We start from the raw sequence: 17,730 nt of genomic DNA, 5'->3' as shown, positions 1-17,730 counted from the left end.
TGTTTTCGCACGGCCTGTTTTCGCCGTGTGCCGCTGACGACACCGACAGAGTGACAGACCGGCCCTGCATATAAGCACCGAGTTACCGAAGTGAACTAGAGAAGACACAGGACCGGTTGTCAGGAACGGCGGCGCGAAACGACGGTGCGGACGGGGCAGCTCACTCCGTCCGCACCGCGCGTGCTTCATGGCGGCTCGCTCTACGCCTCGCGGGCTCCCGCATACATCTCGTCGATGATGCTCTTGTACTCGCGCTCGACGACCGGCCGCTTGAGCTTGAGGCTCGGCGTCAGCTCGCCGTGCTCGACGTCGAGGTCGCGCGGCAGCAGCCGGAACTGCTTGATGGTCTGCCAGCGCTGCAGCCCCTCGTTGAGCCGCTTCACATAACCGTCGATGAGCTCCACGGTCTGCGGGGACGCGACCACGTCGGCGTACGGCTTGCCCGCCAGGCCGTTCTCGGCGGCCCAGCCGAGGACGGTCGGCTCGTCGAGGGCGATCAGGGCGGTGCAGTAGTTACGGTCCGCGCCGTGCACCAGGATGTTGGAGACGAACGGGCACACCGCCTTGAACTGTCCCTCGACCTCCGCCGGGGCGACGTACTTGCCGCCCGACGTCTTGATCAGGTCCTTCTTGCGGTCGGTGATCCGCAGGTAGCCGTCCACCGAGAGCTCGCCGATGTCACCGCTGTGCAGCCAGCCGTCGGCCTCCAGCACCTCGGCGGTCTTCTCCGGCTGGCGGTGGTAGCCCTGCATGATGCCGGGGCCGCGCAGCATGATCTCGCCGTCGTCCGCGATCCGTACCTCGGTGCCGGGGAGCGGCTTGCCGACCGTACCCGTGCGGTAGGCCTCTCCCGGGTTCACGAAGGAGGCGGCGCTGGACTCGGTGAGCCCGTAGCCCTCCAGGATGTGGATGCCGGCTCCGGCGAAGAAGTAGCCGATCTCGGGGGCGAGCGCTGCGGAGCCGGAGATACAGGCGCGGAGCCGGCCGCCGAAGGCCTCGCGGATCTTGGCGAAGACGAGCGCGTCGGCGACCTTGTGCTTGGCGCCGAGTGCGAACGGTACGGAGGCCGTGCCGGTGCGCCGGAAGTTGTCCTGGGAAACCTTGGCGTACTCGCGGGCGACCCCGGCCGCCCACTGGAAGATCTTGTACTTGGCACCGCCACCGGCCCGCGCCTTGGACGCGACCCCGTTGTAGACCTTCTCGAAGATCCGGGGCACAGAGGCCATGTACGTCGGCTGGACGACCGGCAGGTTCTCGATGATCTTGTCGATCCGGCCGTCGACCGCGGTCACGTGACCGACCTCGATCTGGCCGGAGGTGAGAACCTTGCCGAAGACGTGCGCGAGCGGCAGCCAGAGGTACTGGACGTCGTCCTCGGTGATCATGCCGGTCGCCACGGTGGCCTTGGCCATGTACGACCAGTTGTCGTGCGGCAGTCGCACACCCTTGGGGCGGCCGGTGGTGCCCGAGGTGTAGATCAGGGTGGCCAGCTGGTCGGCGGAGATCGCGCCGACCCGCTCCTGGACCACGGACGGGTTCTTCGTCAGGAGCTCGGTGCCGCGGGCCTCCAGGTCGGCCAGCGAGAGCACCCAGCCCTCGGGGTCGGCCGCGTCGGGCTCGACGCCGTGCGGGTCGATGACGACGACGTGGGCGAGCTCCGGCAGGTCGGCGCGGCGCTCACGGGCCTTGGCCAGCTGGCCGGCGTCCTCCGCGATCAGCACCCGGCTCTCGGAGTCGGCGAGGATGAACGCCGACTCCTCGGCGTTCGTCGACGGGTAGACCGTGGTCGTCGCGGCGCCCGCGCACATCACACCGAGGTCGGCGAAGATCCACTCGACGCGGGTGGCGGAGGACAGCGCGACCCGCTGCTCCGGCTCCACACCCAGACCGATGAGCCCGGCGGCGATCGCGTACACACGTTCCGCGGCCTGTGCCCAGCTCACCGACTTCCACTCATCGGGGCCCTGGCCGGTGGCCGACGGGACCGGGAAGCGGTAGGCCTCCCCGTCCGGAGTGGCCGCCACGCGGTCGATGAAGAGGCTCGCCACGGAGGGCGGCCGGTTATCGATCATGGTCTGTGTGTCGCTCACGACATCCTCCGGGCCTGCGGCAGTGCTTCACGACCGATTGGTGGTTGCTGCGTGCTGCTGCTTGTTCCTGCTTACATACGTCCGTCTGCGTGCTTGTCCTGCGTGCTTTTCCGCGCGGATGGTTCCGCTTGTTTAACTGGCGAGTAACTACGAAGCCGTGATCAGGGTAGAGCGCCCGCGTCCGCCGCGTAAGAGGCAATCGGACGCCGCTTCATAACGAACGGGCCCCCACACCGCAGCGTGCTGCGGTACAGGGGCCCGTTGGGCTACCACCCAGTAGCGGGTACGGGAGCCGGAGCCTGCTCGGAAGCGGGAATCCGCCGGGAACTACTTCTTGCCCTTGCCCTCGCCGCCCGACTCGTCCGTCGACAGCACGGCGATGAAGGCCTCCTGAGGCACCTCCACATTGCCGACCATCTTCATCCGCTTCTTGCCTTCCTTCTGCTTCTCCAGCAGCTTCCGCTTACGGGAGATGTCACCGCCGTAGCACTTGGCGAGGACGTCCTTGCGGATGGCGCGGACGGTCTCACGGGCAATGACCCGGGAGCCGATGGCGGCCTGGATCGGCACCTCGAAGTTCTGCCGCGGGATGAGCTCGCGCAGCTTGGCGACGAGCCGCACGCCGTACGCGTACGCCTTGTCCTTGTGCGTGACCGCGGAGAACGCGTCGACCTTGTCGCCGTGCAGCAGGATGTCGACCTTGACGAGCTGGGCGGACTGCTCGCCGGTGGGCTCGTAGTCGAGGGAGGCGTAACCCCGCGTCTTGGACTTCAGCTGGTCGAAGAAGTCGAAGACGATCTCGGCGAGCGGCAGGGTGTAGCGGATCTCGACCCGGTCCTCGGAGAGGTAGTCCATGCCGAGCAGGGTGCCGCGCCGGTTCTGGCAGAGCTCCATGATCGCGCCGATGAACTCGCTGGGGGCGAGGACGGTGGCCCGCACGACCGGCTCGTGCACCTTGTCGATCTTGCCCTCGGGGAACTCGCTCGGGTTGGTGACGATGTGCTCGCTGCCGTCCTCCATGTCCACGCGGTAGACCACGTTGGGGGCGGTGGCGATGAGCTCCAGACCGAACTCGCGCTCCAGGCGCTCGCGGATCACGTCGAGGTGCAGCAGACCGAGGAAGCCGACACGGAAGCCGAAGCCGAGGGCCGCGGAGGTCTCCGGCTCGTACACCAGGGCGGCGTCGTTGAGCTGGAGCTTGTCGAGGGCCTCGCGCAGGTCGGGATAGTCCGAGCCGTCCAGCGGGTACAGCCCCGAGAACACCATCGGCTTGGGGTCCTTGTAGCCGCCCAGCGCCTCGGTCGCACCCTTGTTCAGGGAGGTGATCGTGTCACCGACCTTGGACTGCCGGACGTCCTTCACACCGGTGATGATGTAGCCCACTTCGCCCACACCGAGACCGTCGGCCGGGGTCATCTCCGGGGAGGAGACACCGATCTCCAGCAGCTCGTGGGTGGCGCCGGTGGACATCATCCTGATGCGCTCGCGCTTGTTGAGCTGGCCGTCGACGACACGGACGTACGTGACGACGCCGCGGTACGAGTCGTAGACCGAGTCGAAGATCATCGCGCGGGCCGGTGCGTCGGCCTTGCCGACGGGCGCCGGGACGTCCCTGACCACCCGGTCCAGCAGGGCGTCCACACCGATGCCGGTCTTCGCGGAGACCTTGAGGACGTCCTCGGGCTGGCAGCCGATGAGGTTGGCCAGCTCCTCGGAGAACTTCTCCGGCTGCGCGGCAGGCAGGTCGATCTTGTTGAGCACCGGAACGATGGTGAGGTCGTTCTCCATCGCCAGGTAGAGGTTGGCCAGCGTCTGGGCCTCGATGCCCTGCGCGGCGTCGACCAGCAGGACCGTGCCCTCGCAGGCGGCGAGCGAGCGGGAGACCTCGTACGTGAAGTCCACGTGGCCCGGCGTGTCGATCATGTTGAGGACGTGGGTGCTGCCCTGGCCCTCGCCCGTGGTGGGCGCCCAGGGCAGACGTACCGCCTGGGACTTGATGGTGATGCCGCGCTCGCGCTCGATGTCCATCCGGTCGAGGTACTGAGCGCGCATCTGCCGCTGGTCGACCACACCCGTCAGCTGAAGCATCCGGTCGGCAAGGGTCGACTTGCCGTGGTCGATGTGCGCGATGATGCAGAAGTTGCGGATCAGCGCCGGGTCGGTACGGCTCGGCTCGGGCACGTGGATAGGAGTCGCGGGCACGCAGGGTCCTGATTCTTGAGACGCCGAACGCCGTGTCTCGGGTCGATGTCGGGTCGGTCGGATCGATACGTAGCTTCCATCGTCCCACGCCCGCGGGGCAGAGACCGGTTTGGGCCGGTCGGAGCGCGACTGGTACCGTTGACAGCTGTGCTTCGTGGCTCTTTCGGGCGGCGGGGCACACATCGAAGATCCAACGAACCTGAAAAGGCTCTTTCGTGGCGAACATCAAGTCCCAGATCAAGCGGAACAAGACGAACGAGAAGGCGCGCCTGCGTAACAAGGCCGTCAAGTCCTCGCTCAAGACCGCGATCCGCAAGGCCCGTGAGGCTGCCGCTGCGGGCGACGTCGAGAAGGCCACCACGGCCGTTCGCGACGCTTCGCGCGCGCTCGACAAGGCCGTCTCGAAGGGCGTCATCCACAAGAACGCCGCCGCCAACAAGAAGTCGGCGCTGGCCTCCAAGGTTGCCGCCCTCCAGGGCTGAGCTTTCTGATGTAACTGCCGGAAAGGACCAGCGGGCCCTCTCTCCCGCCCCTGCCCGGCCCCCGCGCCGCACACCGAACCTGCGTTCGCCACGCGGGTGCGGCGCACCAAGCGTGAAACCGAGGCCCCGGCCATCGCTCTCCCCAGAGCGACAGCCGGGGCCTTCGGCATGCCCGGACATGCCGGTCCCGTCAAGGCCGCCCGGCGATCACCACCGCGGACACACCGCACTCAAGGGCCAACCACCCACCGGCCGCGTCCCCAACCTCACGCGGCAGTACAACTAGCGCCGCCCGGCCCGCGCCGCCCGCGCAACAGCGACTACGGCCTTCTCCAGGGCGTACTCGGGGTCGTCCCCACCGCCCTTCACGCCCGCATCCGCATCCGCGACCGCCCGCAGCGCCGCCGCCACCCCGTCCGGCGTCCACCCTCGCATCTGCTGCCGCACCCGGTCGATCTTCCACGGCGGCATGCCCAGTTCACGCGCAAGATCCGCAGGCCGGCCCCCGCGCGCCGAGGACAGCTTGCCGATCGCCCGTACGCCCTGCGCCAGCGCACTGGTGATCAGCACCGGCGCCACCCCGGTCGACAGCGACCAGCGCAATGCCTCCAGCGCCTCCGCCGCCCGCCCCTCCACCGCCCGGTCGGCGACCGCGAAGCTGGACGCCTCCGCACGACCGGTGTAGTAGCGCCCGACGACCGCCTCGTCGATCGTGCCCTCGACATCCGCGACCAGCTGGGACACCGCGCTCGCCAGCTCCCGCAGATCGCTGCCGATGGAGTCGACGAGCGCCTGGCACGCCTCGGGGCTCGCGGAACGCCCCAGCGCCCGGAACTCCGACCGGACGAACGAGAGCCGCTCGGCAGGCTTCGTGGTCTTCGGGCAGGCGACCTCCCGCGCACCCGCCTTGCGCGCCGCGTCCAGCAGCCCCTTTCCCTTGGCGCCGCCCGCGTGCAGCAGGACGAGCGTGATCTCCTCGGCCGGTGCGTCGAGGTACGCCTTGACGTCCTTGATCGTGTCTGCGGAGAGATCCTGCGCATTGCGCACGATCACCACCTTGCGCTCGGCGAAGAGCGACGGGCTCGTGAGCTCGGCAAGGGTGCCGGGCTGGAGCTGATCGGAGGTGAGGTCGCGGACATCCGTGTCGGCGTCGGACGCGCGGGCCGCCGCCACCACCTGCTGCACCGCACGGTCGAGGAGGAGGTCCTCCTGGCCCACGGCGAGCGTGAGGGGGGCGAGCGGATCGTCGGTGGAATTCCTTCTGGTGGCCATCGCCGTCCAGCATCCCACGCCCCTCTGACAGCCCGGCTTCGACGCCTCTCCCCGCACCCGTCGCCGTACCGGAGAATGGGCAGGTGAGCGATGTGAGACATGTACTGGTGCTGCCCGACCGCGATACCGCGGAGGAGGTGGCCGGGGAGCTCGCCAACCGTTTGGGAGTCGCCGAGGAACCTCAACTCGTACGCGACGCGCTGGCCGGCGAGGACGACGCGGAGGACGCCCAGTGGCTGGTGGTCGTGGAGGACGCGGACGGCCGGCTCGACCCATCGGCACTCGACGCGCTGGCAGCGGAGTACGAGGGCTGGCTGGAGGCGCCCTAGGACTGTCCGACCCTGATCCGCCCGACACCACCCAGCCGCGGGGCCCCGGCAGCAGCGCCCCCCGGGGCTCAGCCCTTGGGGACGATCTGGATGTCCATGTCGATGACGATGCTGGAGCCGACGGCGGCGATACCGCGGGCCAGCATTGTCTGCCAGGTGAGGGTGAAGTCCTCACGGTGCAGCTCGGTGGTGGCCCGGCACGCCGCCCTGGTCTCCCCTTCCACACCGTTGCCGACGCCGAGGTACTGGGTGTCCAGCATCACGGTGCGGCTGACGCCGTGAAGAGTGAGCGCGCCGCTCACGCCCCAGCGGCTGCCGCCCCGGTGAACGAAACGGTCGCTGTAGAACTCCATCGTCGGATAGCGCCCGACGTCGAAGAAGTCGCTGGACCGCAGATGGTCGTCGCGCATCTGCACGTTGGTATCGATCGACGAGGCGTCGATGATCACGTGCATGGCGGAGTCCTCCATGCGGTCGGCGATCCGTATCGCACCTGCGAATGTGTTGAATCGGCCATGGATACGGGCCAGCCCGATGTGGCGGGCCGTGAAGCCGATCTGCGAGTGGTTCGGCTCGATCTCCCACTCACCGGGGTCGGGCAGCTGTGGGGGCGCGGCCACCTGGAGCATGACGTCCCCGAGTCCCGCGTAGCCGCTCTCGGAGACCGTGGCCGAACCGTGGAACGGGGTGAAGCCCTCGGCCGTGACAGCCAGCCGGTAGTCACCTGCCGGTACGGCGGCGAGGACGTTCCCGAAGGGGTCCGTCTCACCGCCGACGACCTTGCGGCCCGCACTGTCCGTGACAACGAACTCAGCCTGCTGAACAGCCTCGTTGACCGGATCGAGGACGCGGCAGCTCAGGACTCCCGCGGTGCGCGGCACCGCGAGTCCCGCGAGCGGGTTGCCTTGCGCCGCACCCGTTGCCTTCTTGCTTTTCAGCCAACGGCCGAACATCTTCACGTACCCCCGGGGGAGATTCACCTTGGGGCCGTACGGCTGGACGTCGTTGTCGGAGCAGCGGCCCGCCGACGAGCATGCATTCGATCACTCTTGAGGTGTTCGAGGCAAACGGAGGGACTGGAAGGGGCTTGGGTGGAGGTGTTACCGAAGGTCCAAATTGAACGTTCCGCTTGTGTACATCAGCTGTTGCGTCCGAAAATCTCAACCTGATGGACCGTGGGCAGCCGGTGGAGACGCAGCCCGAAGTGTTCGCGGTAGGCGTCGAGCACCTCGGCGTCCGTGGCGAGCGGCACCTCGCTGCGTTCGCCACGCACCGTCATGACGAGCGTACGACCGCTCAGGGTGACCCTGCCCTCGTCGGTGAGCCAGGAGCAGACCACGGACCGGGTGAAGTGGGAGTCGGGCGAGGTGGGGGGCACGGCGGTGAGGTGTCGCAGCTGCAGCTCGCGCAGAGCGGCGGCGTCCGGTCGTACGGGGCGCGGTTGAAGGGGGCACGGCCGAACGGGGCACGGTCGGCCACGACGCGGTTGCACGGGTGCGGTCGGCCGGATGGTGGTCATGAGCGCCCGACCACCCGCAGCCGCGACCCGGCACCCGTCACCGCGATCGCACCGTCCAGGTCCGTGCGCAGCACCACCGCTCCCCCGGCCCTCAGCGCCTCGACGGTCCGGGCCGCCGGGTGCCCGTACGGGTTGTCCCTGCCCACACTCACCAGGGCGAGCCGGGGACGCGCGCTGCGCAGCAACGCCGGGTCCTGGTGGGCGGATCCATGATGGGCGACCTTGAGGACGTCCACCCGCGGAAGCGCCGGGTACTGGCGCAACAGCCTTTGCTGGGCCGCTGGTTCGAGGTCACCGAGGAGCAACAGGCTCAGTCCGCCGGTCCGGACGAACAGCGTGACACTGGCGTCGTTCGGCTCCTCCGGTAGGGGGCCTGCCGTCGCGCCTCCCGCCGGCCACAGGACTCGCCAGTCGAGCGTGCCGATGCGGCGGCGCTCTTCTCCTGCTGCCCGTACCAGGGGTACCCGCGCCGCGGCGGCTGTTCTGCGTACGAACGCCGCCTGGTCCGGTGGTTCGTCCAGACTCGTCGTCTGGATCGCGCCGACCGCTCTGCCCCGCAACACGCCGGGCAGACCTCGGACATGATCGGCATGAAAGTGTGTGAGCAGCAGGAGCGGTACCCGGGTGATGCCCAGGTCACGCAGGCAGCGGTCGGCCGGACGTGGATCGGGCCCGGTGTCGATCACCACGCCCTCGCCGTCCCCCGCCGCAAGCACCATGGCGTCGCCCTGACCCACATCGCACATCACGAACGCCCAGCCCGGCGGTGGCCATCCCGTCAGCACCCGGGTGAGCGGCACCGGGCGCAGCACCGCGAGGACCAGCAGCAGCGCGGCAGCCGAGCAGGCCCATGGGTGACGCGCGATACGGCGGGCGAAGAGCGCCGCCAGGGCCGTGAGGGCGGTCAGCAGGAGCGCTCCGCGCCAGCCGTCGGGCCAGTCGATCTCCGCCCCGGGAAGAGCCGCCCCGGTGCGGGCCACGGAGGCGATCCACCCGGCCGGCCAGCCCGCGATCCGGGCGAGCAGCTCGGCCACGGGCATGGCCACCGGTGCCGCGGCGAGCGCGGCGAACCCGAGGACGGTGGCGGGCGCCACCGCGAACTCGGCCAGCAGGTTGCACGGAATCGCCACCAGACTGACCCGCGAGGCGAGCACCACGACGACGGGCGCGCACACCGCCTGCGCCGCGGCGGCCGCACCCAGCGCCTCCGCGAGCCGGGGCGGCACCCGCCTCCGTTGCAGCGCGGCACTCCATCGCGGGGCGATCGTGAGCAGGGCGCCTGTCGCCAGCACGGAGAGGACGAAGCCATAACTGCGTGTCAGCCACGGGTCGTACAGCACGAGCAGCAGAACGGCGGCGGCGAGTGCGGGAATCAGCGAGCGGCGGCGGCCCGTACCGATCGCGAGCAGTGTGATCAGTCCGCAGACCGCGGCGCGCAGCACGCTCGGCTCCGGTCGGCACACGAGGACGAAGGCGAGCGTGAGTCCGCCGCCGAGCAGCGCGGTCATCCGCAGCGGGATGCCCAACCGGGCTGCCAGACCGCGGCGTTCGACCCGGAGCGCGGCGCCGGGCGGTCCGATGAGTAACACGAGCAGGATCGCCAGGTTGGCGCCGGAGACCGCCATCAGGTGCGTGAGGTCGGCTGCTTGGAAGGCCTCGTGGAGTTCGGGGGTGACCCTGGAGGTGTCGCCGACGACCAGCCCCGGGAGCAGCGCCCGCGCATCGGGATCCAGCCCGTCCGTCGCGCGTCGCAGGCCTGCGCGCAGTTCGCCCGCCGTGCGCTGGAGAGGATTCGGCGGCCCGGTGACGCGAGGCGGCCCCTTGCCGTCCGGACGCAGGACCGCGGCGTTGCGTTGCCCGCTGTGCAGCGGTGGCGCGAGTCGGCCGCTCACGTGCAGCCTCGTGGACGGCAGCAGCCGCTCCCATCGCGCCGTCGAACCGGAGGGCGACACGATCAGCAGCACTGGGGTGCGGAGACGGGTGGTGGCACCGTCGGGTGCCGTGAGCCCGGTGATCTCGGCGTCCAGGAGGATAGCGGCCGGGGTGCTGTGGTCGCCGTGGACCCGGGGGCGGGTCCGGCGTGCGTCGGACGTGACCGTTACGTCCGCCGCGACCCTCTCGAAACGGTCGGCCAGACCGGGAACGGGCCCCTGCCGTGCGTCCGCGCCGTGCAGGCCCGCCGCCGTCGCTCCGGCCGCCGCGCAGAGCAGCACCGCGGCCGCCGCGGTGGCATGGAGCCTGTGCCGGTTCCGTCCGGCGCTGCCCTCACCGCCCTCGCACTCCCGGTGGTCGGCGGGCCGAGCGCGCGCTGCGCGGGTCGTTGAGGCCCGTGAGAGGCCGAGGAGCACCAGGGCGGCGACGAGGCAGAGCGCCGTCCCCGCGGCCGTCCAGCGCCACGGCGCACCCACGGCGAGCGCCGCGGCGGCCCAGGCCGCGAGGGCCGGCGGGACCAGTCGCAGATCGACCGGGCCCTCCTGTCGCGGGTCGGAGGCGCCAAGCCGTCGGCCCGACGCCGTATGGACGTCCGGTGGGACGTGCGGGCGGGTCATGGCCGTACCAACGGCTGAAGATCGGCGAACCGGCGGTCGCCGATCCCGTTGACCTCACGGAGTTCGTCGACGGAACGGAAGCCGCCGTGCTGCGTGCGGTAGTCGAGGATGTGCTGGGCCAGGACCGGACCGACGCCGGGCAGGGTGTCCAGCTGTTCCACGGTCGCGCTGTTGAGGCTGACCGGCCCGGCCGCCGGGCCACCACGGCCGCCCGTGCCGGCGCCGCCCGTGGCACCGGAGACGAGTGCGCCGGGTGGCGCGCCGACCACGACCTGTTCCCCGTCCAGCAGCACCCGTGCCCGGTTGAGCCCGGTGATGTCCACGCCCGGCCGGACCCCGCCCGCCGCCCGTAGCGCGTCGGCCACCCGCGCTCCGGACGGCAAGGGGTAGATGCCCGGCCGCCGCACCTTGCCGCTGACGTCGACGACGATCCGCCCGTCCGGTCCCGGGGTGACCGGTGGTCCGGGTGACGGTTCGGGGGTAGGGACGGGATCCGTCATCGGGTCCGATGTCGGGGCGTGCGCACGCTCGTTGACCGGATCGGGCGCGCGCACGGACTGGGGCCGTGCGGACCGGAAGTGGAGCGCTGCGAAGACTGCGGCAGCGACCAGCACGACGGTGAGCGCGGCAAGGGTTCTCGGCTCCAGACCGCACCTGAGCCGCAACCACATCGGGAGCCGCTCCCGCACCGCGGGCACCATCCGCTCCCACCGCCCCGGTGCAGCCGGAGCCGGCTCGACCACCCGCGCCGGCTCGTCGGACGGCGCGGCACTCGCCGGACCAGGAACTGCCGGGGCCGGTGCGGGGGCCGTGTCCGAGGTCGGGGCCGGCCCCGTCACCGACCGGTCCGCACGTCCTCCGTACGCCCCCGCCATGAGCGCGTCCGCACGCCGCCTCGAAGCGGCAGCGACCACGGCGGCGCGCCCGCGCGAAGGCCGTCGCCGCCCGGGGCCAGTACCGGGTCCAGGACCAGGCCCGGAATCAACGCCTTGGCCCGCACCGGGCCTGCGTCGGTCCCGCACGTCCGAGGCCGCAGCGCGGCCGGGTCCACTTCCGCTGCTTGCACGATGTGATCGGGGAGCCATGCCTCACGACGCTAGGCACATGTGCCCGAACCCGCTGAGCAGGCCCATATCCGGTGGACAACCGACCAGTTGTGGATATCTCGCTCACTCCCAGGAGTGAGATCAACGCGGCGAAACCACTGCTCCCAGCAGACCCGGGCCGGTGTGCGCACCGATCACGGCACCCACCTCGCTGACATGCAGTTCGGCCAGTCCCGGGACTCGCACGCGCAACCTCTCGGCCAGTCGCTCGGCGCGCTCGGGCGCTGCCAGGTGGTGCACGGCGATGTCCACCCGGCCCGTACCCGCCCGCTCGACGACGATCTCCTCCAGCCGTGCGATCGCCTTCGAGGCCGTCCGTACCTTCTCCAGCAGCTCGATACGGCCGCCGTCCAGCTTCAGCAGCGGCTTCACCGCGAGCGCCGACCCCAGCAGTGCCTGGGTCGCGCCGATGCGTCCACCGCGGCGGAGATAGTCCAGCGTGTCGACGTAGAAGTACGCGGAGGTGCCCGCGGCCCGCTTCTCGGCGGCCGCGACCGCCTCGTCCAGGCTGCCGCCCCCCTCCGCCGTCTCCGCCGCCGCCAGGGCGCAGAATCCCAGGGCCATGGCCACCATCCCGGTGTCCACGACCCGCACCGGCACCGGAGCATCCTTCGCGGCGAGCAGCGCGGCATCGTACGTACCCGAGAGTTCGGCCGAGAGGTGCAGCGAGACGATGCCGGTTGCGCCCGCCTCGGCCGCCGCCCGGTACGCCGCGGCGAAGACCTCGGGGCTGGGCCGGGATGTCGTCACGGGTCGGCGCTTCTGGAGCGCCAGAGCGAGGGAGCGGGCCGAGATCTCGGTGCCCTCCTCCAGCGCCTGATCGCCGAGGACGACGGTCAGGGGCACTGCGGTGATGCCATGCCGCTCCATCGTCTGGGGCGGCAGGTGGGCCGTGGAATCGGTGACGATCGCGACATGGCGGGACATGAGCGGGAGGTTACCTGCCGGGGCGGTGGCTCGGCAGTCCGCCCCCGAGCGAGTGATCACATCCGGTCGCTTCAGGGCGCATCCTGCCACCACCAGTCACGTCGGTTCGAGCCTGACACGACGGCCACTCGTCTGTGCACGCCCGGACCCGACGGCCACGCGCGTGCGTACCGTGCCCGGAACCGCCCGCAGCCGCCCATGCGCGCGACCGAAGTCCCCGGTCGCGTCCGCCCCGCCGCCTCAGTTCGTCGTCTCGGGCCGCGCGGCCTTCTGCCACGGATAGCCCGTCTGCCCTCGAGGATCCCGAGCCGTGAGCGCCTCCGGCCCCTCCTCGCCGACCTGCGCATTCCACGCCCGTCCGTCCCCACCCGGGCGTGCCCCCGCACCGGCGCCGACCCGCCCTTCGGCACGGGCGTCCGCCCCAGCCGAAGGCTCCACGGGCTCCTCCACCGTCCAGTGCCGCAGCGCCGCCACCTCCACGTCGATCTGCGTGTTCAGCGCCGCCAGATCGTCGTCGGCGAACTGCCGTGCCCGGTCGCGCGCGGCCCACCGCAGCGACTCCGCGGAGTGCGTGATCCGCTGCGTGCGCTGCTTCAGCCCGGGCAGCAGCGAGGCGACCGTCGCCCGGTCGGGCTCGCGCTCCAGCCTCTTCAGCTCCTCGTCGAGCTCCCGCCCATGGACGCTCAGTCGCTGGAACAGCCCCAGCGACTCCGACAGCGAGGCGTCCTCGGCCACCCCTGTCTGCAGCGCCTCCTGCGTGGCCCGCATCGACGTACGCAGCGCGAGCCGGAGCTGCGCCAGCTCACCAGCCACGCCCGGCTGGCCATAGCTCTTCGCCCGCAGCGTGGTGTCCTCGACGGTGCGGCGCGCCTGCGTGATCGTGCGGTCCACGCCGCGCTTCGCCGCGCCGATGACCTTGACGCTCACATAGACGCCCAGGGCCATGAGCGCGACAAAGATCAGCCCCAGGATCAGGATCACGGCTTCCATGACGCCCCTTGATGTCGGTTCGGATGCCGAGTACCGGCCCCTCAACCGTAAACGGAACGGGCAGGTTGGGGGTTCCGTCGGAACCCCCAACCTGCCCGTAGGGGAAAGCCCTCAGACCGCCGTACGACAACCGGCGGTCAGCCTCGGACCCGGACCGTCACGCGGGGACGATGTTGACCAGCTTCGGCGCCCGCACGATCACCTTGCGGATCCCGGCCCCGTCCAGGGCCGCGACCACCGCCGGGTCGGCCAGGGCCAGCGCCTCCAGATCCTCGTCCGAGATCGACGGGGAGATCTCCAGCCGCGCCTTGACCTTGCCCTTCACCTGCACCACGCAGGTCACGGTCTCGTCCACGACGTACGCCGGATCGGCGACCGGGAAGTCCTGGTGCACGACCGACTCGGTGTGGCCCAGCCGGCGCCACAGCTCCTCGGCGATGTGCGGCGCCAGCGGTGCGACCAGCAGCACCAGCCGCTCGGCGACGGACCGCGACAGCGGGCCGCCCACCTTGGTCAGGTGGTTGTTCAGCTCGGTGACCTTGGCGATGGCGGTGTTGAAGCGCATCCCGGCCATGTCCTGGCCGACGCCGTCGATGGCCTTGTGCAGCGCGCGCAGCGTGTCCTCGCCGGGCTCGGTGTCCACGACGGTGACCTCACCGGTCTCCTCGTCGACGATGTTGCGCCACAGCCGCTGCAGCAGCCGGTACTGGCCGACGACGGCGCGCGTGTCCCACGGACGCGACACGTCCAGCGGGCCCATCGCCATCTCGTACAGACGCAGCGTGTCCGCCCCGTACTCGGCGCAGATCTCGTCGGGCGTGACGGCGTTCTTCAGGGACTTCCCCATCTTGCCCAGGACACGGCTGACCTTCTCGCCCTGGTGGTAGAACGTGCCGTCGCGCTCCTCGACCTCGGCCGCCGGGACCGCGATGCCGCGGCTGTCCCGGTAGACGAAGGCCTGGATCATGCCCTGGTTGTACAGCTTGTGGAACGGCTCCGCCGACGAGATGTGCCCCAGGTCGTGCAGGACCTTGGACCAGAAGCGGGCGTACAACAGGTGCAGTACGGCGTGCTCGGCGCCGCCCACGTACAGGTCGACACCACCGGTCGGCTGACCCTCGCGCGGCCCCATCCAGTACTGCTCGATCGCCGGGTCGACCAGCTTCCGGTCGTTGTTCGGGTCCAGGTAGCGCAGCTCGTACCAGCAGGAACCGGCCCAGTTGGGCATGGTGTTGGTCTCGCGGCGGTACTTCTTCGGGCCGTTGCCGTCGCCCAGGTCCAGCGTGACGTTGACCCAGTCGGCGTTCCGGGACAACGGAGTCTCGGGCTGGGTGTCGGCGTCCTCCGGGTCGAAGGTGCGCGGCGAGTAGTCGTCGACCTCCGGCAGCTCCAGCGGCAGCATCGACTCGGGCAGCGGGTGGGCGATGCCGTCCTCGTCGTAGACGATCGGGAAGGGCTCGCCCCAGTAGCGCTGGCGGCTGAACAGCCAGTCGCGCAGTCGGAAGTTGACGGTCCCCTCGCCCAGGCCCTTCGCCTTCAGCCACTCGGTGATCTTCGCCTTGGCGTCGACGACACCCAGGCCGTCCAGCGAGATCTCGTCGTTGGCGGAGTTGACCAGCTTCGCGTCGTACGAGGCGAACGCGTCGTCCCACGTGGAGGTGTCCGTACCGCGGTCGTCCGACGGCTCGACAACGCAGCGCATCGGCAGCTCGAAGGCGCGCGCGAACGCGAAGTCGCGCGCGTCGTGCGCCGGTACGGCCATGATCGCGCCGGTGCCGTAGCCCATCAGGACGTAGTCGGCGATGAAGACGGGCACCTTCTCGCCGCTGACCGGGTTGGTCGCGTACGCACCGGTGAAGACACCGGTCTTGTCCTTGGCCTCGGCCTGTCGCTCCACATCGGACTTGGCGGCGGCCTGCTTGCGGTACGCGGTGACAGCCTCGGCCGGGGACGCGTGTCCGCCGGTCCACACCGGGTGGGTGCCCTCGGGCCAGGCGGCCGGAATGATCCGCTCCACCAGCTCGTGCTCGGGCGCCAGCACCATGTACGTGGCGCCGAACAGGGTGTCCTGGCGGGTGGTGAAGACGGTGATGTCACCGGCGCCGTCGACGGGGAAGTCGACGCGCGCACCTTCGGAACGCCCGATCCAGTTGCGCTGCTGCAGCTTGATCGCCTCGGGCCAGTCCAGCCCGTCCAGGTCGTTCAGCAGCCGGTCGGCGTAGGCGGTGATGCGCATGTTCCACTGGCGCAGCTTGGCCTTGAAGACGGGGAAGTTTCCGCGCTCGGAACGGCCGTCCGCCGTCACCTCTTCATTGGCCAGTACGGTGCCCAGCCCCGGCGACCAGTTGACGGGGGCGTCGGAGGCGTACGCCAGGCGGTACTCGCCCAGGACATCGGCGCGCTCGGCGGCGCTCAGCGCGCTCCAGTCGCGGCCGTCCGGGGTCGGGCGCTCACCGTTCTCGAACTGCGCGACCAGGTCGGCGATCGGCCGGGCCCGGTCCGCCTCGGTGTCGTACCAGGAGTTGAAGATCTGCAGGAAGATCCACTGGGTCCACTTGTAGTACTCCGCCTCGATCGTCGCGAACGAGCGGCGCTTGTCGTGGCCCAGGCCCAGCCGGCGCAGCTGGGACTTCATGTTGACCATGTTTGCCTCGGTGGAGGCGCGCGGATGCGTACCGGTCTGTACGGCGTACTGCTCCGCCGGCAGGCCGAAGGCGTCGAAGCCCAGGGTGTGCAGCACGTTGTGCCCGGTCATGCGCTGGTGGCGGGCGAAGACATCGGTGGCGATGTAGCCCAGCGGGTGACCGACGTGCAGGCCCGCACCGGAGGGGTACGGGAACATGTCCATGATGAACTTCTTCGGCCTGGCGGCCAGCTCCGCGTCGCCCGCCAGATCGCCCGTCGGGTTCGGCGCCTCGTACGTGCCGTGGGCGTCCCAGAAGTCCTGCCAGCGTGCCTCGATGTCGGCGGCCATCGCCGCCGTATAGCGGTGCGGCGCAGCCACGTCGACTGCGGAATTCGTCTCGCTCATGATCCTCAAAGCTCCATCGATCGTCATCTGCCAGCGCTTACGGAAACGAAAAAGCCCCTCGCACAGGAGGGGACGCCGCGCCGATTCCAACCAGGCATTCACACCGGTCGGGACTGATCAGCGCGGCTCGCTAAGCAGAAGGCGTACGGCACGCATGGCGTCAGGGTACCGCACGGGCCCGGAGCGCAGCCGGGCGATTCCGCTCCGTGGACGACGGCGGACGGCCGGAGCGCCGGCGAGGCGGCGGCGGAGCACGCACCGGGCCACGGCGGAACGTCCGGGAAGCGTGGGTTACTCCGCGTAACGCCCTCTATCGGGACAACCGCTCAAACCTCGTACTGGTCGGTATGGAGCGACTTGGCATGCGGCAACGGGACCGCTCTGCCGAACCATTCGGAGTCGGAGTCGGGAGTCGCCGGCGCCCCGACGCCGCTGCCGAACGCGCAGACGTACGCGCAGCTCGCCGTCGCGGCCCGGATCGGTGCCCGCCGCTACGGGCACACCGGCCTGCCCGACGAGCCCGGCACGGTGCTGCTCACCCCCTCCGGCGCCGTCTCGCGCCCGGTGGTCATCGAGGTGCCCACAGCTGTGCCCCTGCGGTACGTGCTGCAGCTGGCCGGCGCACCACCACTGCCCCAGGACGTGCTGACCGGCGGCTACCACAGCAACTGGATCGACGCCCTGTCCGCGTTCACGGACCATCTTGCCGCCCATGTCCTGGACCTGCCGGCCGCAATTGACTTGTACAGACAGGAAGCGGGTCATCCAATTCGGATGACCCGCTTCCTGTTACTTCCCTGTGGAGCTAAGGAGAATTGAACTCCTGACCTCCTGCATGCCATGCAGGCGCTCTACCAACTGAGCTATAGCCCCGTGCTGTGTTCCGCCCGGTCTCCCTGGCGACATCGAGAACATTACACGGTCACCCCGGCCCACCACCAAATCGATTCCCACAGGAACTGATTTGCCCCATTCGGGAAGATTGTGCGACCGGGTGCTCAGGCGGTCGCGAAGGAGTAGAAGCGCTTCAGGGTGCAGTGCTCCTCCAACAGCCGTCCGTAGATCGGCTCCCCCTCCAGCTCCCGGTACGTCTCGATCGGGTCGCCTTTTATGATCAGCGCCCGCGCACACTCCTCGCACCAGTACTGGTACTCGGCATTGATCGGATCCATGTCCCGGACAATGGGCGTACCGCCGCCGCACCAGTCGCACTTCCGCCTGTGTGCACCCATG

The 17,730-nt window shown here is 70.1% G+C and carries 12 protein-coding genes, 1 tRNA gene and 2 pseudogenes; 3 read left to right on the top strand and 12 right to left on the bottom strand.

The genetic code is table 11. The annotated features are described in order from the left end of the window. Nucleotides 1–200: 200 nt before the first annotated feature. On the bottom strand, nucleotides 201–2,090 hold the full coding sequence (locus OH809_RS28905) for an AMP-dependent synthetase/ligase (RefSeq protein ID WP_406419305.1): 1,890 nt from the start codon (nucleotides 2,088–2,090) through the stop codon (nucleotides 201–203). Nucleotides 2,091–2,417: 327 nt separating this feature from the next. Then, nucleotides 2,418–4,292, bottom strand: a complete 1,875-nt coding sequence (gene lepA / locus OH809_RS28900) for a translation elongation factor 4 (RefSeq protein WP_406419307.1) — start codon at nucleotides 4,290–4,292, stop codon at nucleotides 2,418–2,420. 215 nt (nucleotides 4,293–4,507) lie between these two features. Between lepA and rpsT the strand changes: the two genes are divergently transcribed. After that, nucleotides 4,508–4,774 (top strand): 30S ribosomal protein S20, encoded by a 267-nt coding sequence (gene rpsT, locus OH809_RS28895; protein WP_030921110.1) that lies wholly within the window; start codon nucleotides 4,508–4,510, stop codon nucleotides 4,772–4,774. 282 nt (nucleotides 4,775–5,056) lie between these two features. Here the strand turns inward: rpsT and holA are convergent, their stop codons facing one another. Continuing rightward, a complete protein-coding gene (gene holA / locus OH809_RS28890; protein WP_266985789.1) occupies nucleotides 5,057–6,046 on the bottom strand; it encodes a DNA polymerase III subunit delta in 990 nt (329 codons plus the stop codon). A gap of 83 nt (nucleotides 6,047–6,129) precedes the next feature. On the opposite strand from holA, the gene OH809_RS28885 reads away from it, so the two are divergent. After that, entirely contained in the window at nucleotides 6,130–6,375 is a 246-nt protein-coding gene (locus tag OH809_RS28885) for a hypothetical protein (protein ID WP_406419309.1), read from the top strand. 68 nt (nucleotides 6,376–6,443) lie between these two features. On the opposite strand, the gene OH809_RS28880 is transcribed toward OH809_RS28885, so the two are convergent. From OH809_RS28880 to leuS, 7 genes and pseudogenes are all read right to left on the bottom strand, one after another. Beyond that, a complete protein-coding gene (locus OH809_RS28880) occupies nucleotides 6,444–7,328 on the bottom strand; it encodes a YceI family protein (RefSeq protein WP_406424927.1) in 885 nt (294 codons plus the stop codon). A 185-nt stretch (nucleotides 7,329–7,513) separates the two neighbouring features. Further along, nucleotides 7,514–7,744, bottom strand: a pseudogene (locus OH809_RS28875) (arylamine N-acetyltransferase); the annotation flags it as partial. Nucleotides 7,745–7,890: 146 nt separating this feature from the next. Continuing rightward, complete coding sequence (locus OH809_RS28870; RefSeq protein WP_406419311.1) at nucleotides 7,891–10,443, bottom strand: ComEC/Rec2 family competence protein; 2,553 nt, start codon at nucleotides 10,441–10,443, stop codon at nucleotides 7,891–7,893. Next, on the bottom strand, nucleotides 10,440–11,132 hold the full coding sequence (locus OH809_RS28865) for a helix-hairpin-helix domain-containing protein (protein ID WP_406419313.1): 693 nt from the start codon (nucleotides 11,130–11,132) through the stop codon (nucleotides 10,440–10,442). Before OH809_RS28865 ends, OH809_RS28870 begins: the two co-directional genes overlap by 4 nt. A 498-nt stretch (nucleotides 11,133–11,630) precedes the next feature. Next, nucleotides 11,631–12,476 carry a DegV family protein gene (locus tag OH809_RS28860; RefSeq protein ID WP_406419315.1) on the bottom strand — a complete coding sequence of 282 codons (846 nt, stop codon included), beginning with the start codon at nucleotides 12,474–12,476 and terminating at the stop codon, nucleotides 11,631–11,633. Nucleotides 12,477–12,716: 240 nt separating this feature from the next. Next, on the bottom strand, nucleotides 12,717–13,466 hold the full coding sequence (locus OH809_RS28855; RefSeq protein ID WP_406419317.1) for a hypothetical protein: 750 nt from the start codon (nucleotides 13,464–13,466) through the stop codon (nucleotides 12,717–12,719). A gap of 157 nt (nucleotides 13,467–13,623) precedes the next feature. Then, on the bottom strand, nucleotides 13,624–16,497 hold the full coding sequence (gene leuS / locus OH809_RS28850) for a leucine--tRNA ligase (RefSeq protein ID WP_406419319.1): 2,874 nt from the start codon (nucleotides 16,495–16,497) through the stop codon (nucleotides 13,624–13,626). Nucleotides 16,498–16,899: 402 nt separating this feature from the next. Between leuS and OH809_RS28845 the strand changes: the two are divergent. After that, nucleotides 16,900–17,187: pseudogene (locus tag OH809_RS28845) on the top strand (oxidoreductase); the annotation flags it as partial. Nucleotides 17,188–17,297: 110 nt separating this feature from the next. On the opposite strand, the gene OH809_RS28840 reads toward OH809_RS28845, so the two are convergent. Together OH809_RS28840 and OH809_RS28835 are read right to left on the bottom strand one after the other, a co-directional pair. Beyond that, nucleotides 17,298–17,370, bottom strand: a tRNA-Ala gene (locus tag OH809_RS28840). A 125-nt stretch (nucleotides 17,371–17,495) separates the two neighbouring features. Further along, nucleotides 17,496–17,729 carry a hypothetical protein gene (locus OH809_RS28835; protein ID WP_266985765.1) on the bottom strand — a complete coding sequence of 78 codons (234 nt, stop codon included), beginning with the start codon at nucleotides 17,727–17,729 and terminating at the stop codon, nucleotides 17,496–17,498. Between the last annotated feature and the right edge of the window lies 1 nt (nucleotide 17,730).

Source organism: Streptomyces sp. NBC_00873, from assembly GCF_045207415.1.
Classification (GTDB): domain Bacteria; phylum Actinomycetota; class Actinomycetes; order Streptomycetales; family Streptomycetaceae; genus Streptomyces.
Note: the sequence above shows the minus strand (reverse complement) of the source record. Positions and strands in the feature narration are given on the sequence as shown.